This window comes from Thalassomonas sp. RHCl1, from assembly GCF_947387555.1.
Lineage (GTDB): Bacteria > Pseudomonadota > Gammaproteobacteria > Enterobacterales > Alteromonadaceae > Thalassomonas.
Genome location: NZ_CANDNZ010000005.1, coordinates 266,789 through 281,092, shown reverse-complemented (window position 1 = coordinate 281,092; position 14,304 = coordinate 266,789). Strand labels below are relative to the sequence as shown.

General features: G+C 48.2%; 13 protein-coding genes. 8 read left to right on the top strand and 5 right to left on the bottom strand.

From position 1 onward, the window contains the following. Positions 1-443 precede the first annotated feature (443 nt). Positions 444-1,316, top strand: a complete 873-nt coding sequence (locus QL234_RS16210; protein WP_281558860.1) for a winged helix-turn-helix domain-containing protein — start codon at positions 444-446, stop codon at positions 1,314-1,316. On the opposite strand, the gene QL234_RS16205 is transcribed toward QL234_RS16210, so the two are convergent. Then, positions 1,317-1,892, bottom strand: coding sequence for a DUF4136 domain-containing protein (locus tag QL234_RS16205; RefSeq protein ID WP_281558859.1), 576 nt, complete (start codon positions 1,890-1,892; stop codon positions 1,317-1,319). A gap of 52 nt (positions 1,893-1,944) precedes the next feature. Continuing rightward, a complete protein-coding gene (rrtA, locus tag QL234_RS16200) occupies positions 1,945-2,583 on the bottom strand; it encodes a rhombosortase (RefSeq protein WP_281558858.1) in 639 nt (212 codons plus the stop codon). Positions 2,584-2,758: 175 nt separating this feature from the next. Between rrtA and QL234_RS16195 the strand changes: the two genes are divergently transcribed. Both QL234_RS16195 and ggt read left to right on the top strand, forming a co-directional pair. Continuing rightward, positions 2,759-3,394 carry a tRNA-uridine aminocarboxypropyltransferase gene (locus QL234_RS16195; RefSeq protein ID WP_281558857.1) on the top strand — a complete coding sequence of 212 codons (636 nt, stop codon included), beginning with the start codon at positions 2,759-2,761 and terminating at the stop codon, positions 3,392-3,394. Positions 3,395-3,419: 25 nt separating this feature from the next. Next, the gene (ggt, locus tag QL234_RS16190; protein ID WP_281558856.1) at positions 3,420-5,177 is read left to right on the top strand and encodes a gamma-glutamyltransferase; all 1,758 of its coding nucleotides are present in this window, start codon (positions 3,420-3,422) and stop codon (positions 5,175-5,177) included. A 104-nt stretch (positions 5,178-5,281) separates the two neighbouring features. Here ggt and QL234_RS16185 read toward each other — a convergent pair whose 3' ends face one another. The 3 genes from QL234_RS16185 to cysK all read right to left on the bottom strand — a co-directional run bounded on the left by QL234_RS16185 (position 5,282) and on the right by cysK (position 8,350). Next, the gene (locus QL234_RS16185; RefSeq protein WP_281558855.1) at positions 5,282-6,583 is read right to left on the bottom strand and encodes a PAS domain-containing methyl-accepting chemotaxis protein; all 1,302 of its coding nucleotides are present in this window, start codon (positions 6,581-6,583) and stop codon (positions 5,282-5,284) included. Between the two features lie 219 nt (positions 6,584-6,802). After that, entirely contained in the window at positions 6,803-7,234 is a 432-nt protein-coding gene (locus tag QL234_RS16180) for a hypothetical protein (protein WP_281558854.1), read from the bottom strand. A gap of 147 nt (positions 7,235-7,381) precedes the next feature. After that, positions 7,382-8,350, bottom strand: a complete 969-nt coding sequence (gene cysK, locus QL234_RS16175) for a cysteine synthase A (RefSeq protein WP_044833513.1) — start codon at positions 8,348-8,350, stop codon at positions 7,382-7,384. A gap of 140 nt (positions 8,351-8,490) precedes the next feature. On the opposite strand from cysK, the gene QL234_RS16170 reads away from it, so the two are divergent. The 5 genes from QL234_RS16170 (at position 8,491) to QL234_RS16150 (ending at position 14,166) form a co-directional block, all read left to right on the top strand. After that, the gene (locus QL234_RS16170) at positions 8,491-9,336 is read left to right on the top strand and encodes a MoxR family ATPase (RefSeq protein WP_281558853.1); all 846 of its coding nucleotides are present in this window, start codon (positions 8,491-8,493) and stop codon (positions 9,334-9,336) included. Between the two features lie 57 nt (positions 9,337-9,393). Then, positions 9,394-10,566 (top strand): VWA domain-containing protein, encoded by a 1,173-nt coding sequence (locus tag QL234_RS16165; RefSeq protein ID WP_281558852.1) that lies wholly within the window; start codon positions 9,394-9,396, stop codon positions 10,564-10,566. Between the two features lie 103 nt (positions 10,567-10,669). Next, positions 10,670-11,839, top strand: coding sequence for an RDD family protein (locus QL234_RS16160; protein ID WP_281558851.1), 1,170 nt, complete (start codon positions 10,670-10,672; stop codon positions 11,837-11,839). Between the two features lie 243 nt (positions 11,840-12,082). Then, complete coding sequence (locus tag QL234_RS16155) at positions 12,083-13,531, top strand: alpha-amylase family protein (protein WP_281558850.1); 1,449 nt, start codon at positions 12,083-12,085, stop codon at positions 13,529-13,531. Between the two features lie 227 nt (positions 13,532-13,758). Next, complete coding sequence (locus tag QL234_RS16150) at positions 13,759-14,166, top strand: PaaI family thioesterase (protein ID WP_281558849.1); 408 nt, start codon at positions 13,759-13,761, stop codon at positions 14,164-14,166. Positions 14,167-14,304: the final 138 nt, after the last annotated feature.

Here is a 14,304-nt window from a genome sequence, read left to right as displayed (position 1 = left end):
CCTCTTATTGGCTAAATGTGCTGGCTTTTCTTGGGCAAGATAATTATCAAGTCATAAAAATAAGTCAAATCATGGGGTTATATTGTAAGCTTTCATCAGCAAACCTTAGCTGATATCGGTTAATATCAGTTAATATCAGCTTTCATCATTAGTTTGCCTGTGGCGAAGTGGGTTATCTTAGCCGGGTGCATTAACCTGGCTGGTGTGAACTTTGCCCCTGGATGCGAAGGCATGCATTGCAGCCGGGTTAATGGACAATATGTGTTTAGCTAAAAATGTTTTTTTAGCATCTCTTTTCCTACTTTGGTTAGTTGATTTTTTGAGTCTTCTGCTCATTTCGGCCGCTCTTTTGAGCGGCTTTTTTTATGGGCAACTTGCGCTGAAATTTTATACGGTATACAGTATGCAATATGGAAAATAATAAATAATAACGATTAAAAAATATGGACGCTGTTTTACCCGACTTATTTTTATTTGATGACTGGCGCATTGATTGTGTGCAGAACCTGGCATGGCGGGGAAAACGTCGGGTGAGTGTTGAGCCTAAGGCCATGATGGTGTTGCAGTACCTTGCCGCCCGCCCGGGAATTGTCGTGACCCGGGAAGAATTATTTAGCCAGTTCTGGCCAAATCAGGTGGTAACCCAGGATGCCCTCAACCGGGTAATGTCGACCCTGCGCCGCGCCTTTAACGATAATGCCTGCCATCCCAAATATATCGCCACCGTCAGAAAAGTCGGTTATAAACTGGTGGCGCCGGTGATGACTTTGGAAAATCCGCGTACCAAAGCCTTGCTTGAACTTCATGGCGATCAGGAATTGCTTTCCGGGCAGATGCTGGTTGACCGTGATACTCGCCCTGATAAAGGCGGAGAATATATGCAGGCTAAACCGTTTCCTGGCCGCTACTTATATCTGGCTTGTTTTTTGGTATTATCCCTGATGATATTGCTGGGGTGGTACACCCTGATGAGTTTCCCCCAGGGGAGAAGTGTCCCGGTAGCTGCGATGAGTGTTAAGGAGAGCAGATCTGAAGTGGCGGCATATGCTCCTGCCGGTGAAGCTTTTCGTAACTTTGCGCAAAATTTAGCGCCAGTAGAGCAGCAGATGCCTGGCTTGCGGCAACCAGGGATTCTAGGTGAGCGCGGGGAAATCGGAGCTGGCGGCAGTTCTTCTACTTTTTTAAACGACAGCAGCGCCATAGCCGCTATCCTGCCATCAGGGATAAACAGCCGATCTTCCCCCGGTTTTGTACCTGAGAAGGGAGATCGTTATTATCGCCTGCTTGAATACCATTCCCCGGGGAGGGGGTCTTGATCAGGCATGGGGTTTAAGGTGTTGCAACAACCGGGCAACTGCGCCGTTGATACGCTCCAGGCGCAGCGCTTTGGGCAGGCTGGGGTCGACAAACATTTGCACCGAACCGCGCCAGGCGGCTTTTTTCCGGTTCACATCAACAATTGCCACCAGCAGTGTGCCTTGCTGATAATCCTCTTTTTCTGCCAGGCCCGGGAATAATTTAAATAATTCTAAAATCTTTTGGTTGGCGGGATTATTTCCCAGCATGGCAACGGCCACCAACTGATACTGGGAAACGGGCGGTTGCGCGATTAAATTAAAGCCTTTGTTAACTAAGGTATCTGAAATGAGTCCCTGGATATAACTGAGCATTTCACCGGCTTCCTCACCCGGGGTGATGGCGCTGTGTAGCGCCAGGTCTGAGTACCAGGTTAACGGGGTGCTGCGCTTTATGGTTAACTGGGGGTTGCTCATGGTCAGCACCTGGCGCTTGGATAAATCCGTGTCGCCATAGCGGCTGGAACATGCCGTGCTTAAGAGTACAAACAGGCTGAGCAAGAGTATCATTCCCGGGGCTTTTTGGCTGTATATCATGCTTCCTCTCGTCATCGGCTTTAGTAAATGACTATAAGAATAGACATGGAAATCAATTATTTCCTTTTATTTGCCCCTTAATGTCGGCCGTGTTTTTTTTGCTGAACCAGCAATAAAGGCCAAAAATTAACCCCGAGATTGCCCCCCATAAGTGGGCATCAATGGCGACATTGGCATCGATTAAATTGATAACGTCCTCACTGGCGCCGTAAAGCTGTTCATGGGCAACTTTTACGCAAATGCCGATCAATAACAGGTAACCGGTTTTATCCTGATGCTTAATGTCCATCAGGGCGCCCCAGAGAAAAACACCGTGCAAGACCCCGGACAAACCAACATATTGTGTTAGTTCGGGAGCAAAATAATAAATGCCGGTACTGGTAGTGAATGCCGAAAGGAAAAATAATATCAGGTAAGAGCTAAAGCGGTAATAGCGGCCATGTAAGCCAAATAACAAGGCGATGGCTGCGAGATTGAGTAATAAATGGTAACCATTGGTATGGAAAAAGTGACCGCTAAGCAGACGCCATAGTTCGCCCTGGCTGATGGCGCTTCTATGGTAAACCAGGGTTTCACTTAAAGTGCCGTTAACAAAAATATCGAGAAAATAAGCGATAACGGCTAACAGTGCCACTGTCAGGGGCAGTAATAAGCTTTGCTTAAAATTGGCAAATAAAGAGAGCTTTAACATCGAAAAAATTGGGATAAATTCATGATGCTGGGATGATAACAAATGTCTTAACAAATGTCTGAACTAGCCTCTCCCGAGTGTTTGGATGCATGAAATGTGCAAGCCCACTTATCAAGGCGGCAATTAAGGCGTAAAATACCCGGCTTTATTGTCTTAAATTTTATTAGCGTTAACTATGTCCCGTCAATATTGCTGCCAGTGTCAGCGTCCCGAAAAAGCCTGTATTTGTCACTTGATGACAGACGTGGATAATGTGCCTCATGTAGTGGTGCTCCAGCATCCAAGCGAAGTTGGCCAGACCAAGGGCACTTTGCCTTTGCTTGCCGGTTCGCTGAAATCCTGTACCGTGCTGGTAGGGGAAGACTTTTCTGGGCATGAAGGGTTAAACGAGCTGCTTGAGCGTTACCGGGATAATATCTATTTGCTTTATCCCGGTGAAGATGCGCTTGAACTGGGCAGCGGGCAATGCCCTGCGCACCAGGCAGCCTCAGGTAAAAGCTGTATTATCTTACTCGACGGTACCTGGAAGAAGGCCTACCGCATGTATATGCTGTCAAAAGTGCTACACCAGATCCCCCACTTTTGCCTGCCCGGGGATTTGACCGGACGTTACCAGATCCGAAAAACAGCGAAAAAAAATGCCTTATCTACCCTGGAAGCCTGCTGTTATGCTTTAGGGATAATGGAGCAACAACCACAAAAATACCGGGATTTACTCGAACAGTTTGTGAAATTTAACCAGTTTCAGTTATCCTTTCATCCCGGCAGGACTGAACCGGGTTCATCCGCCAGACAACAAGAGCATGAATAGCCCCGGCTATTAACTAAGGAAAACTATGTCCAGAATCATCACCGGCCTTTGCCTGAGCACCTTATTATTTGCCGGCACAGTGGCAGCCAAAGAAACTCCCCCTTTCAAAATTGAAGACCGGGAGCCGGAAGCGGCCACCGGGCTTGTTGCCAAGCAGGGGGTCAGCGCTAAAGACTTTATGGTGGCTGCCGCTAACCCTTATGCCAGTGAAGCGGGTTTTAATATTTTAAAGCAGGGGGGCAGTGCGGTTGATGCCGCCATCGCGGTCCAGCTGGTATTAACCCTGGTTGAACCCCAGTCTTCGGGGATCGGCGGCGGCGCCTTTATTTTGCATTGGGATAAAAGTAAAGCACTGCTGACCACCTTCGACGGTCGGGAAACCGCGCCGGAAAAAGCCAGCCAGGAGATGTTTTTAGACGCTTCAGGTAAGCCTGTGCGCTGGATAGATGCTGTTGTTGGCGGCCGCTCTGTCGGGGTGCCCGGGGTGTTAAAAGCGTTTAAAAAGGCCCATCAGCAATACGGTAAGTTGCCCTGGGAAGTGCTGTTTACTGATGCCATCAAGCTGGCTGAAGAGGGTTTTGTTGTCTCTCCGCGCCTGGAAAAACTGGTGACCATGCAATATAACCCGGGGATCAGCAAACTGCCGGAGATCAGCGGCTATTTCTTTCCGAATAACCAGCCGGTAAAAGCGGGTACGGTATTAAAGAATCCTAAACTGGCGGCGGTCTACCGCAGTTTGGCCAAAGAAGGCATCAAACCTTTCTACCAGGGCTGGATAGCTAAAAAAATTGTGGATGCGGTGCAGAAATCTCCTATTGCCCCGGGACGGTTAAGCCTTTCGGATATGAAAAACTATCAGGCAAAACAATTGCCTGCGGTATGCGGACCTTATCGCAGCTACAAGGTTTGCGGCATGGGGCCGCCAAGCTCAGGTGGTATCAGCGTGGTGCAGATCCTGGGACAGCTGGAGTCTTTTAATCTCAGCCAATATCAGCCGGGAGATCTCCAGGCGGTGCATTTGTTTACCCAAAGCTCGCGCCTGGCTTTTGCCGACCGTGATCGCTTCCTTGCCGACAGTGCTTTTGTTGATGTGCCGGTTGAAGGTTTGATCGACCGTCGTTACCTGGCGAGGCGGGCCAAGCTGATCAAAGCCGGCCAGGACATGGGCAAGGCACAGGCCGGAGACCCGGTCGGCGCTTTGGCACTGGCGGATGACCAGGCGATAGAACGTCCCTCTACCAGTCATGTTTCTATTGTTGATAAAGACGGTAACGGTATTTCCATGACCACGAGCGTGGAAATGGCCTTTGGCTCGGCAGTAATGGTGGAAGGTTTTATCTTAAATAACCAGCTTACGGATTTCTCGCTGGCGCCGAAAATCAACGGGGAGTGGGTGGCCAACCGCCTTGAGCCGTTTAAGCGTCCCCGCAGCTCTATGGCGCCTATGATGGTGTTTAATAGCGATGGCTCGCTAAAACTTGTGGTCGGCTCCCCCGGCGGCAGCCGTATCATTAATTATGTTGCCCAAACCATCTTAGGGGTTTTGGACTGGCAGCTTAATCCGCAGCAGGCGATTAACCTGCCGCATGTTACTAACCGCAATAAGGTGACCACGCTGGAAAAAGGTACATCGATTGCCCAGTTAAAACCAGCACTGGAAGCCAAAGGGCATCAGGTGAGTGTGCGGGACCTTAACAGCGGTATTCATGCCATTGAAGTGAAAAAAGCAGGCTTGCTTGGCGGCGCTGATCCGCGCAGGGAAGGGAAAGTGCTGGGTCAGTAACAGCTGCTTTAACAGCTAAAAGCGCAATTATTGATATTTTGCATAAACCTCCCTCTGTGGAGGTTTATTTTTTTGGCAAAGGGAAAACTGTATTTTCCCTTGCGTTAGCCGTTGGCGGATAACTGCATCACGGTTTCTGAAACATTTTCGGCCCCGGTATGGATTTCATCCATGACGGTGGAGACTTCAGAGATTTTATTCATGCCCTCATCGGCAATATTGGCAACATCTTGCATGGCGCTGGTGACATCGTCGGTAAGGTTGCGATTGTCCGTGACCACATTGGCAATTTCGCTGGTGGATTCATTGGTTCTCGAGGCCAGCTGGCGTACTTCATCGGCTACCACGGCAAATCCCCGCCCTTGCTCCCCCGCCCGGGCCGCTTCGATGGCGGCATTAAGCGCCAGTAAATTGGTCTGGTCGGCGATATTTTTTATCGTTAATACGATTTCCTCTATGCTTTGTGATTGTGAATTGAGCATATTCAACTTGCCTGAGGTCTCCTTAACTTTTTCTGATATGCCCACGGACACTTCCACCGAATCCGCCAGCAACTCAGAGCCCTGGCGGGCGATTTTAGCGGTTTCTACCGAGGTGGTGTAAGCTATGTTGGCGGCTTCGGAAACGGCTTCGTTTTGGGTGATTTGCCGGGTGATATCGGTAGCAAATTTAATGACCCTTTCTATTTTGCCGTCGTCGCCGGGAATGGGATTATAAGTGGCCTCGAGCCAGATGGTCTCGCCATGTTTGTTTTTCCGGGAGAATTGCCCGGATTTAAAACTACCGCGGGCGAGATCTTCCCAGAAGGTAGGGTTTTCCTGATAAAAACAGTCATCGCAGAATATCTTGTGGTGTTTGCCTTTGATTTCCTCCAGTGAATAGCCGACCGTAGTGAGGAAGTTTTGGTTGGCGTTTAAGATGTTGCCGCAGGCGTCAAATTCTATGGTCGCCAGTGAGCGATCCAGGGCGGTTAAGACGCTTTCCTTGCTCTGGCTTTGAATTTTACTGTCGGTGACATCGGAAGCGATTTTCATCACCTTGACCGTAACACCATTAACCTTGATGGGAAAATAAGTGGCTTCGAGCCAAAGCATTTTCCCCGCCTTATTTCTACGCTCAAAAGTCCCCTGTATCGGCTGGCCTTCATTTAAGGCGCGCCAAAACTGCTTATATTCATCCGAGTTGCTGTAACCGGGACAACACATGACGGCATGGTGTTTACCAATTATTTCCTTGAGGCTATAACCGCTGGCATCGAGAAAATGCTGGTTTGCCGTTAAAATTTCTCCCTGGGTATTAAATTCTATGGTGGCGACATGCTCATTGATTGAGGCTATTATCGCTTGCAGCGTCTCGACTTCTTGCTTTGTCTGACTAAGTTCTTCTTTTAACTTGCTGTAAAACATTAAAGACCTCCAGAGAAATACTTGTTATCAGAGTGTTAAATTAACCATAACTGGAAGATAAAATATACCCTTAATATGACGAATTAAGGAAAATAATTTACTTTTATCGCGGTGCATTTGCTGCTTAGGAACTTGTTTATAGAGGGAATGTTTGATTTTGGGCGGAACACAGAGGTTTGTCTGTGTCCGGAGATATAAAAGTGAACAGGCAGATGATGATTAAAACGGGTCTTTAAGGATTTTATCTATGAACCATTTATTATCTTGTTGGATCAGTGACAGGCGTTTGACATCCTTGATACGATTTTCCTGGTAATAACCGTCGAAATAAACGGTAATCACTGCTTTGTTTTTAAATTGTTCCCGAACCTTGACGCCACTGTCATCGGGTTTTATTTCAACCTTATCATAAGACATATTAAACATATGTCGGGCCACGGCCTGGGGGGAGCGGTAATGACGAATAATGCGGGCCAGGGCAGGGCTGCAGGCGGAGGCGGCTTTTTCGATATTTTTTTCGTTATACAGGGCTTCAAAAAAGGCAACGGTGACTTTTTCAGGATGTTCAACTTCAATAACGTTGGCGTCTTCACTACAGCCACTGAGCAAAAAGGCAAAACCAAGGAGTAGAAAACTAAGAAACTTCATCATCTGTTTAATAAACAATATACCGGGATCTTGGTTCCATCATAGCGCAACTGTAGACGTAATTGCTATGTTTTATATACGAAAAAAGGCGCCTAAAGCGCCTTTTGAGTTTTGTATCTGCTATTTATTTTCGCGGTAAGACCGGCAGTTTTACTGTACCAGTTCTTTATCGCTGAAGCTGTCGCTAAACAGCGGGCTGGACAGATAACGCTCGGCAGAGCTTGGTAAAATAACGACAATATTTTTATCGGCATTTTCCGGCAGTTCGGCCAGGCGTTTGGCGGCAACTACGGCGGCGCCTGAAGAAATACCGGCGAGAATGCCTTCTTCCTTCATTAAGCGGTGGGCCATTGCCATGGCATCGTCATTGCTTACCTGTTCAACCTGGTCGATCATTTCCAGATCCAGGTTGCCCGGGATAAAGCCTGCACCTATGCCCTGGATTTTATGAGGGCCCGGTTTAACTTCCTGACCCGCCAGAGTCTGGCTGATCACCGGAGAATCTGTCGGTTCAACGGCAACAGAAAGAATCTTCTTACCTTCTGTCAGTTTAATATAACGGCTGACACCGGTAATGGTACCGCCGGTACCGACACCCGCCACAAAGATATCAACCTTGCCTTCGGTATCTTTCCAGATTTCCGGGCCTGTGGTTTCTTCGTGGATTTTAGGGTTGGCAGGGTTTTCGAACTGACCCAATAAAACATATTTATCCGGGTTGGAGTCTTTAATTTCCTGCGCTTTTTCGATGGCGCCTTTCATGCCTTTGGCGCCTTCGGTTAGCTCTACTTTAGCGCCCAGGGCGGTCAGTAACTTACGGCGTTCTAAACTCATGGTATTTGGCATGGTCAAGGTAATGCCGTAGCCACGGGCTGCAGCAACAAAGGCTAAAGCGATCCCGGTATTGCCGCTGGTAGGCTCAATGATCTCTTTGCCCGGGCCGAGTAAACCTTTCTCTTCCGCGTCCCACACCATGCTGGCGCCGATACGGCATTTAACGCTGAAGCTCGGGTTTCTTGCTTCAATTTTTGCGTATACGTTGCCACCTGTTACCCGGTTCAGTTTAACCAGGGGGGTGTTACCTATAGAGGTAGAATTATCTGTGAATATTGCTGACATTATTAAATCCTGTGGATTATTTTTATTTACTCGTTAAGATTAGCCATTTATAGCAGAAAAAGAAGTGACATTTAGTTATATCATATATACGAAAATGGAATAACTAAAGATTGTTATAGTACAAATCAATTGGAAACTTAATGACTTCATTTAATGGTACAACAAATTATATTGCCTCAAAAGACTTACAACTTGCGGTAAATGCGGCAATTGCCCTGGAGCGGCCGTTATTAATTAAAGGGGAGCCGGGCACGGGAAAAACCTTGCTGGCACAGGAACTGGCCGAGAGTTTAGGTACCCAATTAATTCCCTGGCATATCAAATCAACCACCAAGGCGCAGCAGGGCCTGTATGAATATGATGCAGTTTCCAGATTGCGTGACAGTCAGCTAGGTGATGAAAAAGTAAAAGATATCGGTAACTATATCGTCAAGGGCAAGTTATGGCATGCCTTTACCGCCGATCAGCGCCCGGTACTGTTGATTGATGAAATTGATAAGGCGGATATAGAGTTCCCCAATGATTTGCTGCTAGAGCTCGATAAAATGGAGTTCTTCGTTTACGAGACCCAGGAAAAGGTGGTAGCAAAACAGAGACCGGTGATCATCATCACTTCCAACAATGAAAAAGAGCTGCCGGATGCCTTCCTGCGCCGCTGTTTCTTCCACTATATCCGCTTCCCGGAAGCACAGGAAATGAAGCAAATTGTCGATGTGCATTTTCCGCAAATCAAACAGAAGTTACTTGATGAAGCGCTGGCGCTGTTTTTTGATTTACGGGAAATCCCGGGGTTAAAGAAAAAACCGTCCACCTCTGAGCTGATTGACTGGCTAAAACTGCTGCTGGCGGAAGATATCGACCCGGAAGTTTTACAGGAAAGCAGAACGAAAAAAGTGATCCCGCCGCTACATGGCGCTTTGCTGAAAAACGAACAGGACGTGCACTTATTCGAAAAACTGGCTTTTATGCAGCGCGGCGGCCGATAGATGCCGGCAGCTAAAACAAGCAAACGCGAAAGCCGGTCTTTTTATGGGGAATAAAAGGTGCTGATTGATTTTTTTTGTAAGGTACGGGACTACAAGGTGCCTTGTACCATCCGGGAACTGCTGGATTTGATCCGCGCGCTGGAGCAGCGGGTGGTGTTTGCCGATATGGAAGAATTCTACCTGCTCAGCCGTACTCTTTTGGTCAAGGACGAAAGTTATTTCGATAAATTTGACCGGGCCTTTGCCGATTATTTCAAAGGGGTTTCTTCGCTGGAGCTGGACTTAAGCGGCGTACCCGAAGACTGGCTGAGAAAGCAGTTTGAAAAGCAGCTCAGCGAAGAAGAAAAAGCGAAAATTGAAGCCCTCGGCGGCCTGGATAAAATCATGGAAACCCTGGCGAAGCGCTTGAAAGAGCAGGAAAAACGCCACCAGGGGGGCAATAAATGGATAGGGACCGGCGGTACCTCGCCATTTGGCGCCTATGGTTATAACCCGGAAGGGGTCAGGATAGGGCAGGACGGCTCGCGTCATCGCCGCGCGGTGAAGATCTGGGATAAACGCCAGTTCCGTAATCTGGATAACCAGGTGGAAATCGGCACCCGTAATATCAAGGTGGCGTTAAGGAAATTACGCCAGTTTGCCCGCACCGGCGCCGGGGAAGAACTTGCCCTGGACGATACCATTGCCGCTACCGCCAGAAATGCCGGTTACCTGGATATCAAGATGAAACCCGAGCGCCATAATGCGGTTAAGGTGTTGATGTTTTTTGATGTCGGCGGCTCTATGGACGATCATATCAAGGTCTGCGAACAGCTGTTTTCCGCGGTGCATACCGAGTTTAAACACCTGGAGTTTTTCTATTTCCATAACTGTGTGTACGAGCAGGTATGGAAAGATAATGCCAGGCGTTATAACGAGGGTATGGACTTACATCAGTTGCTGCATACCTATAGTAGGGATTACAAGGTGATTTTTGTCGGTGATGCCACTATGGGCCCTTATGAAATCACTTATCCCGGCGGCAGTGTCGAGCACTGGAACCAGGAAGCGGGCAGTGTCTGGATGCAGCGGATATTGGATCATTTTGACCACAGTATCTGGCTAAATCCGCAGCCGCAGGCGCACTGGCCTTATCATGCCTCGATACAGATCATGCAGGAGATCACTAAAGACAAAATGTTTCCCCTCACCCTGGAAGGTTTGACCGAAGGGATCAAGGAACTGCTTTAATCACAGGTGAGTATTGCCAGGCCCGGCTGATGTTATTGTCACCGGCTTAGCACACCGACACGGTTAAACGGGCAAATTAAATACAGTCGATAAAACTTCATCTATGAAACAAGAACAAGAACAACAACCCGACGGGGAAGCAAACCTGCAGCTTGCCGGTACGCATGCCATGACCGACAGTGAAACCCGGCAGGTATTAACGCCTTTTGCCTTTAAAATGGATCATTCTTTATTTGGTTTGCCGCTGGCGACACCGAAAAAGCGTCTGCTGGCGATCGCCCTGGATTTCTTGCTGGTGGGCGCATTAAGTGTCATGCCGGGGGAAATACTGGCATTGGTGGTTTCCGTGATGCTCTACCGTTTAGGCAGCAAAAAACAGGCTCAGGCCGGCGGGCAAATAAAATGGCGCAAAACCCGCTCCCTGGCCCGTTTTATCGGGGTCTTTATTCTCTTTGTTGTACTGGCGGGCAGTTTGCCCGAGTTGATAGGGCAATTTGACGAGCAAAAAAGTCAATTTACTAAGGATGCCAGCAAGCAAGAAACCACCCTGGTCAATATTGGCGGTGTGCCGGTACCGAAAGATAAGTCGCTGGCGATGAGTGCTGTCGTGCTTGCCGGCAGTGCAGACATTGCCTTAAGTGAATGTCAGAGCCTTGATTGCTGGCAAAGGGAGCTTAGTGAGACGACCGCAGCTATACATGAATTGGCCGTTAACGATGAACTCTTTAAACAAAGTTTAACCGGCCTGGCTGCCAATACCGACTTAAATGAAGCGCAGCAAAAGCAGCTGGTATTGAATTTGCTCACCCTCTATCAAGGAGAGTTTGTTGGAGCAAAGGAAACAAGAAGAGGTGCTGATAATACCGGGGAAAAACCTGTGCCTGAGGCGGTAGTCGAACCTGCTGAGCCGGTAAAAAAGGCACAGGAGAGCAAAGCCGAAAAATCTGTCTATTCCATCCTGGAACTGGTTAAAGGTATTGTTGATGACCTCGGGCTAGGCTTTGGCTGGGCGGCGTTTTATTTCACCTGCTTTACCGCTATGTGGAAGGGGCAAACTCCGGGGAAAAAACTTTTTGGTATAAAAGTGTTGCAACTTGACGGCACGCCTTTGTCCATGTGGGACAGCTTCGGCCGCTACGGGGGATATGGCGCCGGGATTGCCACCGGTTTGCTGGGATTTTTACAGGTTTATTGGGATCCCAACCGCCAGGCGATACACGATAAAATATCGGCCACTGTGGTGATAGACCTGCACCGGCAGCAGGTCCGGTAAGACTCATCTTTTAAAAAAACCGCTTAACCGCGGTTTTTTTATGTCTCATGTGCAGAAAAATTTTTTTCTGCACAACCCTTGCCACCGGCATCACAGCCGCTGCATAAAAGTTGAACAAATGAATACGTATGCAGCCTGCTATCTATTAAAAACCTCCTGTTCTACGCTCATTTTTATGCCCGCCAGTACAAAAAAACAGCGGGTGTGCCAATTCAACACTTAAAAAAACAATAAGAGAATATTATGCAAAAAAACAACGAGCAGAAATCGGAATTCCCGTCGGTCAGCCCAAAGAGTAAACGCCAGCTTGGTAGCGCCGGCATTATCCTGGCGGCCCTGTTGACAACAAATAATGCCTCGGCAGATGCGATCTTGCATGCCTTTAACTGGACCTATGACGATGTCGCCGGCAAAGCCTCTGAAATAGCCGCATTAGGTTATAAAAAGGTGCTGGTGTCACCCGCCTATAAATCAGCAGGTAATGAGTGGTGGGCGCGTTATCAGCCTCAGGATTTACGGGTCATTCACAGCCCTTTGGGGGATACCACAGACTTTAAGCAGATGATTGCAGCCTTGCAAAGCCAGGGGGTTGAAACCTATGCCGATATCGTTTTTAACCATATGGCTAACGAGTCGTACCAACGTTCGGATCTGAATTATCCGGGGGCGGCGGTTTTAAGTACTTATGCTGCAGACAGCGCCTATTATAACGGGATAAAACTCTTTGGTGATCTCAGTGAAAACCAGTATGCTGCCGGGGATTTTCATCCCCCCGGTTGTATTACCAACTGGGGCGATCCCGGGCATGTGCAATACTGGCGTTTATGCGGCGGTAACGGTGATACCGGTTTACCGGATCTTGATTCCAATAACTGGGTGGTGAGCCAGCAGCAAGCCTACTTGCGGGCGCTTAAAACTTTAGGGGTCAAAGGTTTTCGGGTCGATGCCGCTAAACACATGAGCAGTTATCATATTAACCAGGTGTTCAGCGCTGACATTCGCAGCGGTGTGCATGTTTTTGGTGAAATCATTACCTCGGGTGGAGCAGGGGACGGCAGTTATGATAATTTTTTGGCGCCCTACTTACGTGATACCGAGCATGGTGCTTATGATTTTCCCTTGTTCGCCAGTTTGCGTCGTGCCTTAGGTTTTGGCGGCTCGATGAATCAGTTGGTGGATCCCGGAGCTTATGGCCAGGCGTTAGCAGGCAGCAGGGCAATTACCTTTTCTATTACCCATGATATTCCCACTAATGACGGCTTTCGTTATCAAATTATGGATCCCACCGATGAGTACCTGGCCAACGCTTATATTATGGGGCGTGACGGCGGTTCACCCCTGATTTATTCCGATCACAATGAGAGTAATGACGGCGGTCGCTGGCAGGACTTATACAAACGATCCGATATTCAAGGCATGCTGAAATTTCATAATGCCACCCAGGGACGCAGTATGCAGGTAATGAGCAATAATGATTGTATTTTGCTGTTTCAGCGGGAAGAAGTTGGTATTGTCGGCATTAATAAATGCGGCAGCGGACAGGATGTCTGGGTAAATACCGCTAACCATAATTTGTGGTGGCACGCCAATTACCGCGATACTATCGGCAATGCAGATGTACAAAATATTTCCAGTACCTGGCATAAATTCTATTTACCCGCCCGCCAGGCAAGGATGTGGTTAAAGGAATAACACCAAAGTAAGGGGCGTTTTGAGTTGCTAAGGTAAGCGGCGCTCCTGCGAATGTACGCTTTCCTGCTCTCTTGCCCGCTTGGATAGCGCTCCTTTGTGCTAACCGGGGGCAAGTGCCGGTCAGTGGCGAGTCTACAGCGGTTTTAGCGCAAACGGCAATTAACCGTTTAGTTATTTTAGCCAACTGGTATGATGAGTGAGCGATAAACCATGTTTCAGGAGAGAGTATGGCAACCAAAGCAGAACTTACCCATTTTTTTCAAACGGATTTTCCGCAGGCTGATTTCATTATCGACAATGTCGGTGAAAAATCGGCAACGATAAGGAAAAAGATCAACCAGGGACATTTACGCCCCGGCGGTACGGTATCGGGGCCTGTGTTGATGGAGCTGGCAGATGCGGCTTTATATGTGGCCATCTTGAGTGAAATTGGCCTGGTGGCCCATGCGGTAACCACAAATTTAAATATTAACTTTTTGCGCAAACCTTCGGCTGAAAAAGACATTATTGCCAAGTGCACCTTAATCAAACTGGGTAAGGTACTGGCGATTGGCGAGGTGTCCATCTATTCCGGAGATTCGCCGGAGCCGGTGGCCCATGCGGTCGGCACATATTCCATTCCTCCGGTGAAGTAAGATAAAGGTATAAAAGGCGCCGTAAACGGAGTGTTTTGTGATCTTGTTTGAAAAGGTTCGAACGGGTGCCGGGTAACCGTAAACAGAAGCAGCTGGGGCCGTTTTTTACCGGCTTTAACAAACCCGGCCCCGATAATG